Source organism: Actinoplanes sp. NPDC020271 (assembly GCF_044388125.1).
Taxonomy (GTDB): domain Bacteria; phylum Actinomycetota; class Actinomycetes; order Mycobacteriales; family Micromonosporaceae; genus Actinoplanes.
This window is the reverse complement of sequence record NZ_JBIRWQ010000020.1, coordinates 15,726-34,213: the sequence shown is the minus strand read 5'-3', so window position 1 is coordinate 34,213 and position 18,488 is coordinate 15,726. Positions and strand designations below refer to the sequence as shown.

At 71.3% G+C, this 18,488-nt stretch carries 16 protein-coding genes; 12 read left to right on the top strand and 4 right to left on the bottom strand.

Annotated features, from left to right (window positions below):
- Positions 1 to 25 precede the first annotated feature (25 nt).
- Both ACH442_RS33685 and ACH442_RS33680 read left to right on the top strand, forming a co-directional pair.
- Positions 26 to 898, top strand: coding sequence for an LLM class F420-dependent oxidoreductase (locus tag ACH442_RS33685; RefSeq protein ID WP_396342237.1), 873 nt, complete (start codon positions 26 to 28; stop codon positions 896 to 898).
- Positions 895 to 1,548, top strand: a complete 654-nt coding sequence (locus tag ACH442_RS33680; RefSeq protein ID WP_396342097.1) for an HAD family hydrolase — start codon at positions 895 to 897, stop codon at positions 1,546 to 1,548. The genes ACH442_RS33685 and ACH442_RS33680 overlap by 4 nt, the downstream gene beginning before the upstream one ends.
- A 130-nt stretch (positions 1,549 to 1,678) precedes the next feature.
- On the opposite strand, the gene ACH442_RS33675 is transcribed toward ACH442_RS33680, so the two are convergent.
- Positions 1,679 to 2,842: an FAD-dependent monooxygenase gene (locus ACH442_RS33675; protein ID WP_396342096.1), complete on the bottom strand. Its 1,164-nt coding sequence runs from the start codon at positions 2,840 to 2,842 to the stop codon at positions 1,679 to 1,681.
- 80 nt (positions 2,843 to 2,922) lie between these two features.
- Here ACH442_RS33675 and ACH442_RS33670 point away from each other — a divergent pair, with 80 nt between their 5' ends.
- The 4 genes from ACH442_RS33670 to ACH442_RS33655 all read left to right on the top strand — a co-directional run bounded on the left by ACH442_RS33670 (position 2,923) and on the right by ACH442_RS33655 (position 5,871).
- The gene (locus ACH442_RS33670) at positions 2,923 to 3,567 is read left to right on the top strand and encodes a TetR/AcrR family transcriptional regulator C-terminal domain-containing protein (protein WP_396342095.1); all 645 of its coding nucleotides are present in this window, start codon (positions 2,923 to 2,925) and stop codon (positions 3,565 to 3,567) included.
- A gap of 48 nt (positions 3,568 to 3,615) precedes the next feature.
- The gene (locus ACH442_RS33665; RefSeq protein WP_396342094.1) at positions 3,616 to 5,271 is read left to right on the top strand and encodes a sodium:solute symporter family protein; all 1,656 of its coding nucleotides are present in this window, start codon (positions 3,616 to 3,618) and stop codon (positions 5,269 to 5,271) included.
- A 13-nt stretch (positions 5,272 to 5,284) separates the two neighbouring features.
- Positions 5,285 to 5,530 (top strand): hypothetical protein, encoded by a 246-nt coding sequence (locus tag ACH442_RS33660; protein ID WP_396342093.1) that lies wholly within the window; start codon positions 5,285 to 5,287, stop codon positions 5,528 to 5,530.
- 89 nt (positions 5,531 to 5,619) lie between these two features.
- Entirely contained in the window at positions 5,620 to 5,871 is a 252-nt protein-coding gene (locus tag ACH442_RS33655) for a hypothetical protein (RefSeq protein WP_396342092.1), read from the top strand.
- Between the two features lie 4 nt (positions 5,872 to 5,875).
- Here ACH442_RS33655 and ACH442_RS33650 read toward each other — a convergent pair whose 3' ends face one another.
- Positions 5,876 to 6,973, bottom strand: coding sequence for a PQQ-dependent sugar dehydrogenase (locus ACH442_RS33650; protein ID WP_396342091.1), 1,098 nt, complete (start codon positions 6,971 to 6,973; stop codon positions 5,876 to 5,878).
- 152 nt (positions 6,974 to 7,125) lie between these two features.
- Here ACH442_RS33650 and ACH442_RS33645 point away from each other — a divergent pair, with 152 nt between their 5' ends.
- The 5 genes from ACH442_RS33645 (at position 7,126) to ACH442_RS33625 (ending at position 14,820) form a co-directional block, all read left to right on the top strand.
- Entirely contained in the window at positions 7,126 to 8,568 is a 1,443-nt protein-coding gene (locus ACH442_RS33645; RefSeq protein WP_396342090.1) for an alpha/beta hydrolase, read from the top strand.
- A 78-nt stretch (positions 8,569 to 8,646) separates the two neighbouring features.
- Positions 8,647 to 10,431 (top strand): gamma-glutamyltransferase, encoded by a 1,785-nt coding sequence (gene ggt / locus ACH442_RS33640; RefSeq protein WP_396342089.1) that lies wholly within the window; start codon positions 8,647 to 8,649, stop codon positions 10,429 to 10,431.
- 146 nt (positions 10,432 to 10,577) lie between these two features.
- A complete protein-coding gene (locus ACH442_RS33635; protein WP_396342088.1) occupies positions 10,578 to 11,504 on the top strand; it encodes a hypothetical protein in 927 nt (308 codons plus the stop codon).
- Positions 11,505 to 11,527: 23 nt separating this feature from the next.
- Positions 11,528 to 12,202: a tRNA (guanosine(46)-N7)-methyltransferase TrmB gene (trmB, locus tag ACH442_RS33630; protein WP_396342087.1), complete on the top strand. Its 675-nt coding sequence runs from the start codon at positions 11,528 to 11,530 to the stop codon at positions 12,200 to 12,202.
- 326 nt (positions 12,203 to 12,528) lie between these two features.
- Positions 12,529 to 14,820 carry an ATP-binding protein gene (locus ACH442_RS33625; protein ID WP_396342086.1) on the top strand — a complete coding sequence of 764 codons (2,292 nt, stop codon included), beginning with the start codon at positions 12,529 to 12,531 and terminating at the stop codon, positions 14,818 to 14,820.
- 315 nt (positions 14,821 to 15,135) lie between these two features.
- On the opposite strand, the gene ACH442_RS33620 is transcribed toward ACH442_RS33625, so the two are convergent.
- Entirely contained in the window at positions 15,136 to 16,116 is a 981-nt protein-coding gene (locus tag ACH442_RS33620) for a DMT family transporter (protein WP_396342085.1), read from the bottom strand.
- 415 nt (positions 16,117 to 16,531) lie between these two features.
- The gene (locus ACH442_RS33615; protein WP_396342236.1) at positions 16,532 to 17,137 is read right to left on the bottom strand and encodes a hypothetical protein; all 606 of its coding nucleotides are present in this window, start codon (positions 17,135 to 17,137) and stop codon (positions 16,532 to 16,534) included.
- A 242-nt stretch (positions 17,138 to 17,379) separates the two neighbouring features.
- Between ACH442_RS33615 and ACH442_RS33610 the strand changes: the two genes are divergently transcribed.
- Positions 17,380 to 18,135 carry an alpha/beta hydrolase gene (locus ACH442_RS33610; RefSeq protein WP_396342084.1) on the top strand — a complete coding sequence of 252 codons (756 nt, stop codon included), beginning with the start codon at positions 17,380 to 17,382 and terminating at the stop codon, positions 18,133 to 18,135.
- Positions 18,136 to 18,488 lie beyond the last annotated feature (353 nt).

Here is an 18,488-nt window from a genome sequence, read left to right as displayed (position 1 = left end):
CGAAAGCGGTAGGGTTTGTCCCGTGATGAAGCTGGGGCTCCACATCTCGAACTTCACCTGGCCGGACGGCCCTGCCGCACTCGCGCCGACGCTCGCCGAGATCGCGTCGGCGGCGGACGAGGCGGGTTTCGAGCGGATCAGCGTGATGGACCACGTCTGGCAGATCGGTGTGAACGGTCCACCGGAACTGGACATGCTGGAGGCGTACACCGCTCTGGGTTTCCTCGCCGCCCACACCCGCCGCGCCAAACTGCTGACCCTGGTCACCGGCGTCACCTACCGTGACCCGGGCCTGCTGGCCAAGGCGGTCACCACCCTCGACGTGCTCTCCGGGGGCCGCGCGATCCTCGGCATCGGCGCCGCGTGGAACGAGGAGGAATCCGCCGGATTGGGGCTTTTCTTCCCACCCACCAAGGAACGGTTCGAGCGGCTGGAGGAAACGCTCCGGATCTGCCGCCAGATGTTCGACGGCGACGAAACCCCCTTCTCCGGTACGCATTATCGGCTCACCCGCCTGCTCAACAATCCGCAGCCGCTGGCCGAGCCGCGTGTGCCGATCCTGATCGGCGGCGGTGGCGAGAAGAAGACGTTGCTGCTGGTCGCGAAGTATGCGGACGCCTGCAACCTGTTCCCCGGCCCGGAGCTGCAGCACAAGCTCGACGTGCTGAAACAGCACTGTGACACGGTCGGGCGCGACTACGACGAGATCCAGAAGACCGTGGTCTACCGGTTCGACGTCGGCGAGCGCGGGGAGAAGGTCGCCGGGGTGATCGACGACCTGCGCCGGCTCGCCGCGATGGGCATCGCAGTCGTCCACGGCGGGGTGCGCGACGCGTGGGACACCAAACGCTTCGAGATCTTCCGTGACGAGATCGTCCCCGCGGCGGAGGCGCTGTGACCATCACCGCGATCGTCTTCGACCTGGACGGCGTGATCATCGACTCCGAGGAGGTCTGGGAGGAGGTCCGCCGGGGGTATGTGGCCGAGCACGGCCGCGAGTTCCTCCCCGACACGCAGGACCGGATGATGGGCATGAGCACCGCCGAATGGTCCGCGCACCTGGCCGACGAGGTGGGCGTGCCCGTCCCGGCGACCCGGGTGGCGGCCGACGTGCTGGGGCGGATGGCCGAGCGGTACGCGGAGTCGCTGCCGCTCATCCCGGGCGCGGTCGAGACCGTCCGTGCGCTCGGCCGGAACTACCGGCTGGCGCTGGCCAGCTCGTCCGCCCGCATCCTGATCGACAAGGTGCTGGAGACGGCCGGGCTGACCGACGAGTTCGAGATCACGCTCTCCACCGAGGAGGTGCCGCGGGGCAAGCCGGCTCCGGACGTCTACCTGACCGCGGTCACCAAGCTGGGGCTCACGCGCGACGTCTGCGCGGCGATCGAGGACTCCAGCAACGGTCTCCGTTCCGCCGCGGCGGCCGGTCTCACCGTGATCGCCGTCCCGCACGGGGTCTACCCGCCGGCGGCGGATGCGCTGGCGCAGGCCGCGCTGGTGGTCAGGTCGGTCACCGAGGTCACGCCCGAGGTGGTGGCCGCGCTCTGACCCGCGGCGCCGCCCGGCGCGGCGCTCCCTCGGGCGGTGCCTTTCGCGGCGGCGCTCACCCGGACACGGCCGGAAGAGCGACGCGCGCTGCTGCCTGGAGCGGCCGCCCCCGCCGCGGCGTACCGGAACATCAGAGGGGGTAGGCCGGGAGGTCGAGATCGGCGGCGCGCCTGTTCGCGACCTGGGAGATCAGGCCGAGGAACCACTTCTGGTTGTTGAGGTAGTTGCGCATCCAGATGCCGCGGCTGGTGCGCGGGGCGAGGAACCGGCCGGTCGTGTCCCCACCTTCCTGGGTGCCGCGGGCGAACTTCTGGATTCGCCGGACGTAGCCGGGGAAAGCGACCCGGTGGTCACCGCCGGCCGCGGCCAGTTCACCGGCGAGGACGTACGCGGAGACGATCGCGGTGCCGTTGCCCTGGCCGCCGATGGTGGCGCCGCAGGCCGCGTCGCCGACGAGCGCGATCCGGCCGCGGGTCCATTCGGGCGCGTCGACCTTGCAGATCTGGTCGAAGTAGAGGTCGTCGACCTTGTCGAGCTCGGCCAGCAGTCGCGGCGCCAGCCAGCCCATGCCGCCGAACCGTTCCCGGAGGATCGCTTTCTGCTGGTCGGCGTCGTGCCGGTCGTAGCGCAGCGCCGGTGAGGCGAACGCGGTGAAGACGCCGGCCTTCGACGGGTCCTTGTGGTTGCCGCCGACGCTCATCATCACGCCGGGCTCGCTGTGCAGGAGCAGCGTGGTGTCCAGGCCCCACTCGTCGGCGATCGGCCAGGTGGCGACGTAGTAACCGAGGTGCTTGACGAATGTCTCCTCCGGCCCGAACGTCAGCCGCCGCACCCCGGAGTGCACCCCGTCGGCGCCGATGACCAGGTCGAACGTGCGCTGCAGGCCGGAGGCGAAGGTGACGTCGACCCCGTCGGGCGTCTCGTCCATCGCGGCGATCCGGTCGCCGAACAGGTATTCCGTCTCCTGGCCGGCGTCGCACAGGATCCGGGCGAGGTCGCCGCGCTGCACCTCGAGGTCACCGCCGGCGAAGCTGGCCGGCCACTCCATCTGCCGGGCGCCGTGCTCGTCGACGAACCGGAACGCGATGCCGCCCGTCTCCACCGCACGCAGCTGGTCGATCACGCCCATCTTCGCCAGGATTCCCATGTGCAGCGGGCCGCGGAAGTCGACGGCCTGACCGCCGGTGCGCAGTTGCGGGGCGATTTCGACGATCGTCGGCCGGTGACCGTAGCGGCCCAGCCAGTAGGCGAGGGCGGGACCGGCGATGCTCGCACCCGAGATCAGAACGTCCATGTCTTCTCCTCCAAAGAAACTGTGTCCATTGGACTCAGTTATTTCTGTGTACGGTAGACGCGGTTTTGCGGGAGGGCAACATGGATTTCTTGTGGCAGGAGAACCCGGGCGGCCGCCGCGGCCCGAAGAAGGCCCTGACCTTGGCGGCGATCGCGGACGCGGCGATCCTCGTGGCTGACGCCGAGGGGCTGGCGGCGGTGTCGATGCAGCGGGTGGCCGCCGACGTCGGCTTCACCAAGATGGCGCTGTATCGCTATCTGCCCGGCAAGTCGGAGTTGGTGGCCGTCATGCTGGAGCGGGGGATGGGTGTGCCGCCGGCCCTGCCGTCCGAGGACTGGCGCGCCGCTCTCACGCTATGGGCCGAATCACTGATATCGGTTTTTGTCGCTCACCCGTGGGCCATCGAGGCCTCCACCGGCACCCGCCCGATCGGCCCGAACGAGTTGACCTGGATGGAGTCCGCGCTGGCCCGACTGCCCGAGGGGCTGACGGGCGCGGAACGGATGGACGCGGTCGCCGTGATCGCGAGCCTGGCCCGTTCCCTCGTGGTCCAGCCCCAGGAGGCCGGCCTGATCACGGCCATCACCGAGCACGCCGCCCGCTTCCCGGCGATCTCCGCGGCGATCGCCGACACGGCGGCTCACGGCGGTCAGGACAAGGCTTTTCACTTCGGACTGGGGCGCATTCTTGACGGCCTGGAGACGTTGATCACGCAGCGCGTGTGAAAATTCTTCGATTCGGGTAGCCACGGGCCGAATCTGGGAGGTGGGCCCGTGAGCGGTCTCCGGCTCGACGTGAACTTCGTCGACTATTTGATCCTTGCGATCTATTTCATCACTGTTCTCGGAGTCGGGTTCATGGCCCGGCGGGCTATCAAGAACAGCTCCGACTTCTTCCTCTCGGGCCGGTCGATGCCGGCCTGGGTGACCGGTCTGGCCTTCGTCTCGGCCAACCTCGGCGCCCTCGAGATCATCGGCATGGCCGCCAACGGCGCGCAGTACGGCCTGATGACCCTGCACTACTACTGGGTCGGCGCGGTCCCGGCGATGGTCTTCCTCGGCATCGTGATGATGCCGTTCTACTACGGATCTAAGGTCCGCAGCGTCCCCGAATTCCTGCGGCGGCGGTTCAACCGGCCGACTCACCTGTTCAACGCGGTCAGCTTCGCGGTTGCCCAGGTGCTGATCGCCGGCGTCAACCTTTACGCGCTGGCGCTGATCCTGCAGGCGCTGCTCGGCTGGCCGCTCTGGCTGTCCATCGTGATCGGTGCGGCGATCGTGTTGTCGTACATCACGCTCGGCGGTCTCTCCTCGGCGATCTACAACGAGGTGCTGCAGTTCTTCGTGATCCTGGCCGGCCTGATCCCGATCACGATCATCGGCCTGGTCAAGGTCGGCGGCTGGCACGGTCTGGTGGAGAAGGTGCAGGGCAGCAAGCTCGGGGACGCCGCGCTGCACACCTTCTCCAACACCGCCGGCACCGACAACCCGCTCGGCGCGAACTGGATCGGGATCATCTTCGGCCTCGGGTTCGTGCTCTCCTTCGGCTACTGGACGACCAACTTCGCCGAGGTGCAGCGAGCGCTGAGCGCCAAGGACATGAGCGCCGCCCGGCGGACCCCGATCATCGGCGCGTTCCCGAAGCTGCTGATCCCCGTGGTCACCGTGATCCCCGGCCTGATCGCTCTGGTCACCGTGCAGGGGCTGGGGGCCGACGAGGGTGCGCTCAAGTACGACTACGCGATCCCGCTGTTGATGCGCGACCTGCTGCCGAACGGCGTGCTGGGAGTCGCGGTGACCGGTCTGGTGGCGTCGTTCATGGCCGGTATGGCGGCGAACGTCAGTGGTTTCAACACCGTGTTCACCTACGACATCTGGCAGTCGTACATCCGCAAGGACCGCCCGGACGGTTACTACCTGCGAGTGGGCCGCATCGCCACGATCGGCGGGGTGATCGTCGGCATCGGTACCGCGTTCATCGCGGCTGACTTCAACAACATCATGAACTACATTCAGGCGCTGTTCTCACTGTTCAACGCGCCGCTGTTCGCCACGTTCATCGTCGGTATGTTCTGGAAGCGGATGTCGCCCTGGGCCGGCTTCTTCTCGCTGGTGCTCGGCTTCCTCGCCTCGCTGACGCTCTACCTGGGTTACCTCGGTGACGTCTTCACGTTCAACTCCGACCTGGAGGAGAGCTTCTGGGGCGCCGGCGCCGCGTTCGTCACCGCGGTGGTGGTCGCCGTCGTCGTCACCCTGTTCACGCCGAGCAAGCCGGAGAGTGAGCTGCGTGGCCTGGTCTACGGGCTGGCCGGCCCGAGCACCGGCGCGGACGTGATCGTCTCCGGCGACAAGGTGTGGTGGCGCAACCCGGTGCTGCTCGGCACCATCGCCGTGGTCCTGGCCGTCGTTCTCTACATCCCGTTCTGGTGAGGGTGAGATTGCCATGAATCAACTCTTCGATCTGCGCGCCGTCATCGGCGGCATGTTCACCCTCTACGGCGTCATCGTCACGATCATCGGCCTCTTCGACACCCCGGCCGAGATCGACAAGGCGCAGGGCGTCCGGATCAACCTGTGGATGGGGCTGGTGATGCTCGCGCTGGGCCTGCTCATGCTGCTCTGGCTGCGTCTCAACCCGCCGAAGCCGGTCGAGACCCCGGCCGAGGAAGCGTCAGACCGCGAGGACTGATGTCGGGTGTGGTGTGCCCCGGTTGTCATCTCGTTGCACAGGGTCCTCATATCTTCAAGACAGGTACCTGTGCGACCGATTACCGGGGCATGCAACCCCTCGCCTCGATCAGCAGCCTCGCCCCCGGCGGCCAGCGTGCCGCTGGCTGGCAGGCGCAGCTCCGTGTGGACTTCGTCGTCAACCAGGTCACCCAGACCCACCGCGGCCAGACCGAGGACCAGGTCAAGAAGGCCCTGAACGAACAGCTCAGGGTCTACGGTGTGGTCCCCAACCAGAAGCAGATGGCCATTTACGCCCAGGCCATCTCGGCCCTGCCCCAGCTCCCGCCCAACAATCGGTAACCCGTCACCGGGCCGGGAAGCGAAGGATGCGGTCGTCGCCGTCGCGCGGGTCGCCGCGGCCGTCGGTGTTCGAGGTGGTCAGCCACAGCGAACCGTCGGGGGCCACGGCGACCGTGCGGAGCCGGCCGAACTTCCCGTCCAGCTCGGCCTTCGCCGTCCCGCCGTCGAGCGGGACGGTCCACAACCGCTCACCCTTGAGGGCGGCGACGTAGAGCGTGTTGCCGGCGACGGCCGCCCCGCTCGGGGACGCGTCGTCGGTGCGCCACTGCACGATCGGGTCGGTGAACTTCGGGTTCCCGGCCCTCCCCTCGACCTCGGGCCACCCGTAGTTCTTGCCGGGCTGGATGACGTTCACCTCGTCCCAGGTGTCCTGGCCGAATTCGATCCCGTACATCCGCCCCTGGGCATCCCAGGCCAGGCCCTGCACGTTGCGGTGGCCGAGGCTCCAGACCGGTGAGCCCGGCCACGGGTTGCCCGGCGCCGGCTTGCCGTCGACGGTCAGGCGCAGGATCTTGCCGTTCGGGTCGTCGCGGTCCTGCGACTGGGGCTCGTCGCCGGCGTCACCGGTGCCGACGTAGAGCATCCCGTCCGGCCCGAACGCGAGCCGCCCGCCGTTGTGCCGCCCGCCGCGGTCCAGCCCCTTGAAGATCACCTCGGGGGCGCCGCCGGTCAGCTCGAAGCGCACGATCCGGTTGTCGTCGTCACCGGTCAGATAGGCAAAAACCCACTTCTCCCGTACGGCGAGGCCCAGCAGCCCGCCCTCGCCACCCGCCCGGACGCCGGGCACGGTGTAGACCTTCTTCTTGGCCGCACCCGCCTTGACCTGGTAGATGTCACCGGTTTGCCGCTCGGCGACCAGCGCGCTGCCGTCCGGCCGGAACGCCAGCCCCCACGGCACCTGGATGCCGGTCGCGATCGTCTCCGGCGTGGCCGCGAGGTCGGGCAGCCCCGCCGGTGCCGGGCTCGTGGCGCTCGGCGCGGCCGCGGCCGACACGGACGGCACCGGTTCGACCGTCGGCGCGGCGGCCGGCTCGTCGGTGGAGCAGGCGGTCAGCAGCGTGGCGCCGGCCGCGGCGAGGGCCAGACGGGTGACGATCGGCATCAGTCCACCCTGCCACGCCCGTCCACGAATAAATGCACCATATAATGCAAAATCGGGCATTCTCCGGAATCGTTGCGCAACCGCGGCCCAAGATGGGTGCCGCGCGGCCGACTCCCCGCCGCGCAGGGCGGAGAGTTGGGGTTTTGCGAGCTATGCGATGGCCGGCCACGGTCGCGGTCCTCGTCCTTGCCACCCTGTCCGGGTTCGCCCGGCCGGCCCGCGCCGCCCCGGTGGTGACCTGGTCGGCCTGCCCCGAGGACGCCCAGGTGGAGTGCGGCAAGATGCGCGTCCCGGCGGACTGGTCCAGCCCCTACGGGCCGTCGATCGAGCTGCAGATGGCCCGCCGGAAGGCGACCGACCCGGCGCACCGGCTCGGCGTCCTGATCGTCAACCCGGGTGGCCCCGGCGGCTCGGCGGTCAACATGGCCCTCGACGGCGACTTCACCGCTGAACTGCGGAAACGGTTCGACATCATCGGGCTGGACCCGCGTGGGGTGGGCCGCAGCACGCCCGTCCTGTGCGCGCAGAGCCTGGTCGACGCGAAACCGTCCCCGCTGGTCGGCAGCGAGGCCGGGTTCCGGGCCCTCGCCGCCTACAACCGGCGGCTGCACGACGACTGCACCGCGCGCAGCGGACCGGTCGTCGACCACGCCGACACCGGCAGCGTGGTCCGCGACGTGGAGGCGCTGCGGGTCGCGCTCGGCGAGTCGCGGATCAGCATCTTCGGCGCGTCCTACGGGTCGCTGATCGGGGAACTCTACGGCGACACGTACCCGGCGACGCTGCGCGCGGTGGTGCTCGACAGCGTGATGGACCACAGCGTGGACGTCGACGCGTTCCTGGCCCAGGAGACGGCGTCGGTGCAGGACTCGTTCAACGAGTTCGTGAAGTGGTGCGCCCGGGACGTCCGGTGCGTGCTGCGCGGCCAGGACATCCCGGCACTGTGGGCGGCGCTGATGCGGCGGGCGCAGGCCGGGACGCTCGTGGACCCGTACGACCCACCGGCGAAACTCGGCGTCTGGGAGTTGATCTCGGCCGCGTTCAGCGCGTTCTACGACCCGCAGTGGTTCTCGTTCGCCCACTACCTGCAGGACGCGGCCGAACCGGCGAAGGCCACCGGACGCAGCGCCACGCCGCCGGTCGACATCACGCCCAACAGCTTCCCGGCGGTGTTCTGCGGGGACTGGTCGCTTCCGGTCGGCGACTTCACGGCGTACCGAAGAAGAATTGACGCTCTGGGGAAGATCGCGCCTCAGGTGAAGGCCTCGCCGATCGCGCTCTCCGCGGCCGCCGGCTGCGTGGGGTGGCCGCACCCGCCGGCCGGCCCGCAGCGCCGGCTCGCCCCCGCGCGGATGCCGATGCTGCTGGTCAACGCGCTGCACGACCCGGCCACCGGACATGCCTGGGCGCAGCAGACGGCCGCGCAGCTCGGGCCGTCGGCGCGGTTGCTGACCTATCAGGGGTGGGGACACGTCGCCTACTCGCACAGCCCCTGTGTCAAGGCGGCGGTCGAGCGCTACCTCGTCGATCTCACGCTGCCCGCGCCCGGAGCGTCCTGCCCGGCCGTCCAACCCGAGCCGTTCGGTATCGGCTAGTCGTTGTACCGGTTGTGCCCGGCGACCTTCGGCGGTAGGCAGGGATTGACAACCGACACTGTCCTGTCTGGAGGGCCGATGCGGTTCCTTACGGCGCTCACTGCGCTTTCCCTGACCACCCTGGGGCTGGCGACGCCGGCCTCCGCGACCCCCGCGACCCCCTCACCCCCGAAGACCCCGACTGCCGAGGGGTACGGCGGTGCCGTCGCGACCGTCGACGCCACCGCCACCGCCGCGGGCCTCGACGTGCTGCGCCGGGGTGGCAACGCGGTCGACGCCGCGGTCGCGGCCGCGGCCACCCTCGGCGTGACCGAGCCGTTCGCCTCCGGGATCGGGGGCGGCGGTTTCTTCGTGTACTACGACGCGCGGACCCACCGGGTACACACGATCGACGGGCGGGAGACCGGGCCGGCGACGATGACCTCGACGTACTTCGTGAACCCGGCGACCGGGCAGCCGTACGCCTTCGACGAGGCCCGTGTCAGCGGCCTCTCCGTCGGCGTGCCCGGGACGCTCGCCACCTGGGAGGCGGCGTCGAAGCAGTGGGGGACGCGGCCGCTGTCGAGCGCGCTGACCAAGGCGGCCGAGGTGGCCGACCGCGGGTACACCGTGGACGGCGAGTTCCGTCGTCAGGTGACCGAGAACGCTGCCGCTTTCGGGCAGTTCGACGCGACCAAGGCGCTGTATCTGCCGGGTGGGGCGCCGCCTGCGGTCGGGACCACGATCCGCAACCCGGACCTGGCCAGGACCTATCGGCTGATCGCGCGTAACGGGACCGGGGCGTTCTACCGCGGGGAGATCGGCCGGGATCTGCTCGCGACCGTGCAGGATCCCGAGGTTTCGGCCAGCCCGACGTCGCCCTGGGCCTACCCGATCCGGCCCGGCGCGCTGACCGCACGTGACCTTGCCTCCTACCAGGTCCGGCACCCCGCCCCGACCAAGGCCGACTACAAGGGTCTGACCGTCTACGGCATGTCCACCCCGTCCAGCGGCGGCACGACCGTCAGCGAGGCGCTGAACATCCTCGAGGCGTCCCCGCTCGGCACGGCGTCCACCGTGGAGAAGCTGCACTACTACCTGGAGGCGTCCGCGCTGGCGTTCGCCGACCGGGGCCGGTACATCGGCGCCGACACGCCGAAGTCGACGCTGCGGCAGCTGCTCTCGGACAGCTGGGCCAAGCAGCGGGCCTGCCAGATCTCTCCGGACAAGGCACTGGTCAAGCCGGTCGCGCCCGGCCCGTCCGGCTGCACCCCGGCGGTTACCGCCGCCGCGCCCGACAACGGCATGAGCACCACCAACCTGACCGTCGCCGACAAGTGGGGCAACGTCGTCGAGTACACGCTCACGCTGGAACAGTTCGGCGGCAACGGCATGGTCGTGCCCGGGCGCGGCTTCATGCTCAACAACGAGCTGACCGACTTCAACTTCACCGGCACGCAGGGCACGTCCCCCGACCCGAACCTGCCCGGGCCGGGCAAGCGGCCGCGCAGCTCGATGTCGCCGACGATCATCCTCGAGGACGGCAAGCCGTTCCTCGCGGTCGGGGCACCGGGCGGGTCGACGATCATCACGACCGTTCTGCAGATCATCTACGGCCGGTTGGACCTCGGGCTCACGCTGCCGCAGGCACTCGCCGCACCGCGGGCCGCGCAGCGGAACACAGCCGGGATCCAGGCCGAGCCGGCGTTCCACACGACGTACGGGCCGACGCTGACCGGACTCGGTCACGTGTTCGGGGCGGACGCTCCGGAGATCGGGGCGGCGACCGCGATCGAGTTCACCCGGCACGGCGGGCAGCTGGCCGTCGCCGAGCCGGTGCGACGGGGTGGGGGAGCGGCCGCGGTGGTCCGTCCACGCAGTTGACGAACCCGCCGTTGCGGGCGGTGCGGTCGCGCGGCTCGTGCGGTTGCGCGGCCCCGGGGGCCGCGGTCAAAACGGCTTAAGGCGCCGGTCGGTTGCGACGATGGTGCAAGAGGTAAACGCAGTTCAGGCCATCGGGAGCGGTCTTCATGATCACGACAGCAGCGGTTCTGGCCGGTCTCCTTCTTACCCCGGCGCCGGGGCCGGCGTCCGCTGTTTCGCCGACGATCGCGTACGTCCGCAGCGGTGACGTCCACGTCAGCGACGGCCACGCCGACAAGCGGATCACGACCGGGGGCGGGTACGCCCGCCCCCGGTTCGCCCCGGACGGCAAGCAGCTCGCCGTGATCAGGAACGGTCAGCTCTGGACCCTGAAAGCGGACGGCACCGCCCCGCGCCGGGTCACCACCCGTCCGGCGGCGGGCCCGTCCTGGTCGCCGGACGGCAAGTGGCTGGCGTTCTCGTCGCTCTCCTGCACCGGCGGTCCCGGCGTCTACCGCGTCGCCGCCTCGGGCGCGTCCGCGAAGCCGGAGGTGCTCTTCCCACGCGACTGCCGCGGCGAGGAACTCCCCGGCGAGACCGCCCCCGAGCCGGTGACCGGCGCCCTCGCCGACCACCTGCGGGTCGACGACGCGGTCGCCTGGTCCCCGGACGGCAAACAGATCGCCTTCCGCGGCGGCGAGTGCGACGCCGTCTACGACGCCTGCCTGAGCATCGGCACGGTGGCGACCGGCGCCGAGCGCATGGTTGCCGCCTACGGTGGCGGTGGCCTGCAGAACCGTGGCTTCGCGACGATCCCGGCGTGGCGGCCGGACGGCACGCGGCTGGCCTGGACGGCGTACCAGGAAGGGGAGACCGCCGCCCAGAACGAACCGGTGCACGTGGTCGAGCTGGACCTGAAGACCGGTAAGAAGCGCACCGTCGGCGTCCCTATGGACCGCGAACTGACCTACCTCGACGCGAACCGGGCCCTGGTCACCGCGCAGTCGAAGACCGGCTCCTGCGTGACGTTGGTCGACCTGCGGACCGGCGCCCGTACGCCGCTCCGCCCCGGCTCCCAGGCGACGGCCCACTGAGAGCCCGTATCGTGGTCGCCGCCATGACTGACACTGCCGATGCTCGTCCGATCCGGACATTTCACCCACGCCGCGGGCGGATGGGCCAGCGCCACGCCGACGCCCACGCCGCGCTCTGGCCGCGCTACGGCCTGACCGTCGTCGACGGCGACCGTACCCCGCTCGACCTGGCGGAACTCTTCGGCCGTGACGCCCCGGTGGTCCTGGAGATCGGCTTCGGCATGGGCGACGCGACCGCCACGATGGCCGCCGCCGACCCGGCCCGCGACTACCTCGGCGTCGAAGTGCACACCCCCGGCATCGGCAACCTGCTGGCCCTCGTCGGCGAGCAGAACCTGACCAACATCCGGGTCGCCCGCGGCGACGCCATGGAACTCGTGCACCGCCTCGCCGCGGACTCGCTCGACGCCGTCCACGTCTTCTTCCCCGACCCGTGGCCCAAGGCCCGCCACCACAAGCGTCGCCTGATCCAGCCCGCGAACGTCGCCCTGCTCCGCGACCGCCTGCGCCCCGGCGGCGTCCTGCACTGCGCCACCGACTGGCCCGACTACGCGCTCGCCATGGCCGAGACGCTCACCGCCGACCCCGGCCTGCGCCCACTCCCGGCCGTCCCGCACGCCCGCCCGCAGACCAAGTTCGAACGCCGCGGCGAAGCTGCCGGCCGCCCCATCACCGACCTCAGATTCCACAAGCGCTGACCCTCTGGGCGCGCCCTCCACCCGCCCCGCCCGCGATGCGAGTTCGGCTCCGGGTGGGCGCGCGGCCGGCCGGGCTGCGCAAGTCGCGCCGTGGCCTCGGCCCCGGCGGGGCTCGCGTGAGTGGGTGGGCGCGGCAGCGGACTGAGCTGAGGCCGGGTCGCGGGGCGGGGTGGGCGTGGGCGTTCTCGAGGTGCGGAGGGGCTGGGGGCGTACGCGGGAAGGGGGCACCTCGAGGGGAGCGGAGCGCGGGAAGAAAGCTCGCCTGGCCGAGGGATTTGCCGGTTTCAGGGTTTTCGCGCCTCTAGGCTGAACCGTGGAGGTCGGCCATGCGGCGAGAAGACGGTGGCAGTGGCGCCGCACGGTCCGGAAGGGCGCGGGCGGCGGAAGCCGCTGGACTCGCACGCCCGGCCGACCTTTACGGGGGGACGGCCGTCGACGAGCACCCGAATTCGCCGGCGGCCGCCATCGACCGGCACCGGGTGATCGGCACGCCGCGCTCGGGCGACGAGTCGCCGGCCCTCCAGGACGTGCCGGCCGGAGCACCGATCCTGCATCGAGGGGTGCTGACCAGCGGAACCGCGGATCAGCTGGCCGCGCTGACCGCCCGCGCGGCGCAGACACCGAGTGCCTGCATCCAGTTCGTCGAGGGCGAGAAGCTCCGGCTGTACGGCAGTTGGGGCGTCGCCGCCGACTGGGACGCGATAGCCGACACGGCCCTCGACGGCTCCCTCGGCGGCCTGGTGGTCAGCGGCGGCGGGGCGGTCATCGTCGACGATGCCACCGCGGACGAGCGCGTGCCGCCCGGGGTGGTCCGCAAGCACGGCGGCGCGTACCTGGGCTATCCGGTGCACGATCGGCGCGGGCGGGTCCTCGGGGTGTGCTGCGCCTACGACCTGCGGCCCCGGGAGTGGACGCCGGAGCAGATGTCGGCGGTGGCGGAGGCGGCCGAGGTCGCCACGCTGCTGATCGGCGAGCAACTGGCGCGGCACGAGCTGGAGCAGCAGCACCGGTTCCTGGACGCGGTGCTGGACAGCCTGCACGACGGGGTGACCGCGTGCGACGCCGACGGGCACGTGGTCTTCACGAACGAACGGATGCGCCGCCTCCGGGCCGACGACGCCGACGACGCCTGCACCGCGGGCACGCCCGGCACGCACGACGCCGCGGGCACGGCCGGTACGGACGCCGCCGCCGGCACCGCCGATTCCGCCGGTGACGCCGGCGCCGTGGACGGCACCGCGGAGCCGGGGCTGGCCCGGGCCGTCCGCGGGGAACGCCTGCGCGACGAACCGGTCGCGCGGCCCGGCCGGACCAAACGCATCCGGCACTACCTGATGGACGCGCAACCGATCCTCGGCCCGGACGGGCAGGTCGTCGGCGCGGTCCAGGCGATGCAGGACGTGACCCGGCAGCGGCGGGCCGAACGGTTCCGCTCGTGCGAGCAGGCCGTGAACACCGCGCTCGCCGAGACGCCCAGCATCGAGGCGGCCGGGCCACGGGTCCTGGAGGCGGTGGTCGCGACCCTCGACTGGGTGCACGCCGAGCTGTGGACGGTCGACGCGGCCGCCGGGACGATCCGGGCGGCGGCCCGCTGGAGCACCCCCGGGTGGGCGACCGGGATCCCGGTGCCGGACGCGCTCTCGTACGGCCAGGGACTGGCCGGGCGCGCCTGGCAGGTCGACAAACCGCTGTGGATCCGGGACGTGGGCCGCCCCCAGAGCCTGATCTCGCCCGACACCACCCGGGAACGGCTGCACACCGCGCTCGCCATCCCGGTCCACGACGGCACCGGGACGATCGGGGTGCTGACCGTCTTCGCCGACACGGTCGAGGACCCGGAGGACGAACTGGTCGCGCTGATGTCCGGGATCGCCGCGCACCTGGGACAGTTCGTCGAACGGCGACGAGTCGAGGACCTGCAGCGGCAACTGGTGCGCAGCAAGAACGAGTACCTGGCGCTGATCGGGCACGAGCTGCGGACGCCGTTGACGTCGATCAGCGCGTACACCGAGCTCCTCCGCGAGGCGGACGAGGCCACGCTCGTACGGGAAGGTCCGCGGTTGATCGCCGTGGTCGAACGCAACGCCCTGCAACTCCGCGAGATCATCAACGAGCTGCTGGAACTCTCCGCCCTCGACGCCGGGCACGCGGACGTCCGGCGTACCCCGATGGACCTGGCCGCCGTCGTCCGCGACGTCGTGGACCGCACCCGCGCGGCGATCGACGGCGCGCCGGTCGTGATCGACACCGACCTGCCCGCCGAACTGATCGTGCCCGGCGACCGGGACCGGCTCCGGCAGATCGTGGAGAACCTGCTGGGCAGCGCGGTCCGGTACAGCCCCGACGGCGGGCACGTCGAGGTCAGCCTGCGCCGGGCCGGCCGCGCCGCCGAACTCGCCGTGTCCGACGCGGCGGCCGACGTGCCCCGGGACGAGCGGGAGCAGCTGTTCACCGGGCGGTACCGGACCAGCCGCGGCCATGATCGGACGCTGCCGGGGAGCGGGCTCGGGCTGACCCTGAGCCGGGCGGTGGTGGAGCGGCACCACGGCAGCATCGAGCTGACCGGGGACGACGGCGGAACGACGATTCTGGTGCGGTTGCCGCTCGACGTGCGCTGACCAGCTCGTTCCCGGTTGCGCTGGAGCTGCCGTCTCCGGCCGCGCCGGGACGATGCCGCTCTCGGCCCGCTGTCGGCAGCTCTTGCTTTGCCGGTACGTCGTCAGCAGAGTCCCGCCCGTCCGCGCCCACGACCCCCCCCGTGCCCCGGCCCGCTGCGCCCACTCTCCCGGCTGCTTCCCACCCTGATGTTCACGCCGCATGACCACGGTGAGAACCAGCCGGAAGAGCGACCGGGGCCGCCGGGGCGACCAACGACGGGTGTGGCCCGCCGACCGTGGCCGGCGGGCCTTCACACGCTGACCAGGCGGGTCGGGTCAGTTATGCGCGACCGGCTCGTCTGCTTCTGCCGGCCCGTCGGCCGACGCCGAACGCGGCGGAGCGGGCGATGCGGAGGGCGACGGTGACGGTGACGGAGTGGGCTTCGGGGCGCCCAGGTACAGGGTTGTCACGGCGCCGAGCAGCAGAACTCCGCCGATGACGGTCGGCAGGGCGAGCGGCTCCCCGATCAGCACCACCGCCAGCAGCGCGGCGGTCAACGGTTCCAGCAGGGTGACGACCACGGCGACGCTTCCGGTGGTGTGCCGCAGACCGGTGTAGAAGCAGGCGTACGCCAGGGCTGTCGTGACCGTCCCCAGGTAGGCGAGCAGCGCGACCGGCTGCACGCTCGGCGTGAACGTGACCCCTTGCGCCACGGCGAGCGGCGCCAGGCTGATCGCGCCGATCGTGCACGACAGTGTGGTCAGGATCAGCGGTGGCACGCCCTGCGTGGTCTGCCGGCTGAGGGCGGTCGACGCGGCGTAGACCGTTCCGGACGCGACGGCCGCGAGCAGTCCCAGGCCCGTGGCGGTCGCGCCGTCGCCGGTGACCGTGGAGATGAGGATCAGGCCGGCGATGGCCGCGGCCGAGGCGGCGAGCTGGGCGTTCCCGGGCCGTCGCCGGGTACGGACCGTTTCCCAGACGCTGAGCAGCACCGGGGCGAGTCCGAGGCTGACCACGGTGGCGATGCTGACGCCCGTGAGGCGCACGGCGATGAAGTACAGGGCCTGGTACGCCGCGAGCCCGGCCCCGGCGGCGACCACCGCGACCGGCGCGGACCGCGCGGCGGCCCAGATCCGGCGGCGGGCCGGGAAACCGAGGATCAGCATGGTGCCGGCCGCGAAGAGCAGCCGGTAGAACCCGATGGACACGGCCCCGAGGCCGGTGTGACCGGCGACCACCTGGACGACTACGCCGGCGGTGCCCCACAGCACCCCGGCGACGGACAGTTGAAGAAGACTGATTCTGGTCGAGGACATGCACGCTCCGCGTGGGTGAGTCGGTCCGGCAGGATCGGCAGCGGAACGCAGCACGAATAAGCCGCCCGAGCAGTGGCTCAGGCGGCGCGGCTCACGCCCCGCTCAGACGCGGGGCGGCGGAAGAATGCCGGGGAACGGACTCACGCGGCCCACCCTAGCGGACCAGCGGCCCAGGTCAACGGCCCGCCGACGCGGGGTGAGCCGGACAGGGCGAGCTGTCTCCGGCGAGGTGGGCTCGGGTGGGACGGGCTGTTCCCCGCGCGGTGGGCTCGGGTGGGACGGGCTGTTCCCCGCGCGGTGGGCCCGGGCGGGACCGGCCGTTACCCGCGCGGTGGGCCTGGGCGGGACCGGCCGTTCCCCGGCGCGGGGCAGCGCGCCGGGGAACGGGACCGGGCGGGGGCCGACCGGAACGAACTCAGGCCGCGGTGGCCGACCACATCGCGGTGAACGCCGCCGCCTCCCCGGCCAGCCAGCTCTCGACGTCGGCTGGCCGCGTCGCCGGGCTCAGCCGGTGCGTCACCCCGCGCCGCAGGTCGACCAGGACCGGCTCGGCGTCCGGCAGGATCTGGTCCATGTGCCGGTCCATCAGGTGAAGCATGGCGGTGACCAGCTCCGGGCTCGGCGGCTCCTCGTCGAAGTGGATCCGGACGGCCTCGCGGTGCCCGTCCTCGAAGCGGAGCCCGAAGTGCGGGTTGATCTTCACGGCGAGCGGGCCGACGCTGGCCAGCGCGTCCCGCGTCTGGATCAGCGTGATCCGCTCGGGGTCGCCGAGCGAGGCCAGATAGGTCCGGGCGCCGGCGCGCAGCGACTCGTAGAGCGGCTTCCACCGCTCCTTCACCAGGTCGACGACGCCGGTCAGGTAGCTGCCGCCGGTGCGGAACGCGATGTCGGCCTTCAACGCCTTCACCAGCTGGCCGTGCGGGTTGAAGCCGCTGCGCCGTTCACGCTGCTTGCGCAGCCCGCCGACGAACGTGGCCTTCGCCGGACCGGTGCGGGAGACGTACCGGGTGAAGCCGAGCATCGTGGCATACGGCGGGATCACGGGCACGGGGTTGGTCGAGATCGTGGACAGGGTGGACGCGGTCACGTCGGTCTCCTCACTCGCGCTGGAAGTCCTCGAACACGTGTTCTAAACGCGACGAAGATCAGCAGCTCAGGGCCCCTCATTCGTACATACATTCTAATCGACGGGTACGACATTCCCAACGCCAGAAGATGGGACAGCGGCCCGGTCCGGCCCGCGGCGCCGACAGAATGGGCGGCGTGGCTCTGATCCGGTGTGACTTCGACTCCGAGGCGTTGGAACTCCGCACCTCGATGACCGTGATACTGCCCGACCGGGACGGCGGTGACGTGCCGCCGCCGGTGCTCTACCTGCTGCACGGGCTGACCGACGACCACTCGGCGTGGAGCAGGTTCACCTCGGTGGAGCGTTACGCCGCGGAGCACGGGCTGGCAGTGATCATGCCGCAGGTGCATCGCAGCTTCTACGCGAACGAGGCCTACGGGATGCGCTTCTGGGACTTCCTCTCGGCCGAGCTGCCGGAGAAGGCGAAGCAGTTCTTCCGGATCTCCGGGCGGCGCGAGGACACGTACGTCGCCGGGTTGTCCATGGGTGGATACGGGGCGATGAAGTGGGCGTTGCGCGAGCCGGAGCGCTTCGCGGCCGCGGCTACGCTCTCCGGGGCGCTCGACCTCGCGTACATCCAGGAACATGATCTTCGGCCGCACATGCGGGCACTGGTCGCGCGGGTGTTCGCCGACCGGGTCGTGGCCGGCAGCGACGAGGATCTGCTGCACCTGCTGCGGGACGGCGACCCGCACCGGCTGCCACGACTGATGCTGCGCTGCGGCACCGAGGATCACCTGCTCGCGCAGAACCGGCGCTTCGTGGCCGCCTGCAAGGCCAGCGGTGCCGGGCTGGACAGCGGTTTCGGGCCGGGCGGCCACGACTGGTCCTACTGGGACGCGCAGCTCCCGGCCGTCCTCGACTGGATGCTCACCAAGCCCACCGCCTGAACCCGGCCCGCACCCGGCTGCTCTGCCCCCAAGCGCCCGCAGCCCGTCGGCACCGTGCACACCGCAGGGCAGATGCTCCGACCTCAGCCCCAGCGCCCGTAGCCCGTCGTCGCCGTGCGCCGGAGGGCAGATGCTCCGACCTCGGCCTCAGCACCCGTCGTCGCCGTGCGCCGGAGGGCAGATGCTCCGACCTCAGCCCCAGCGCCCGTAGCCCGTCGTCGCCGTGCGCACCGGAGGGCGGGTTCTCCAACCTCAGCCCCAGCGCATTTCGCCCGTCGTGGGGGGGGGGGGGGGGGGGGCGCGGCCGGGGGGGGGGGGGGGGGGGGGGGGGGGGCGGCCGCCCCCGGCGGCGG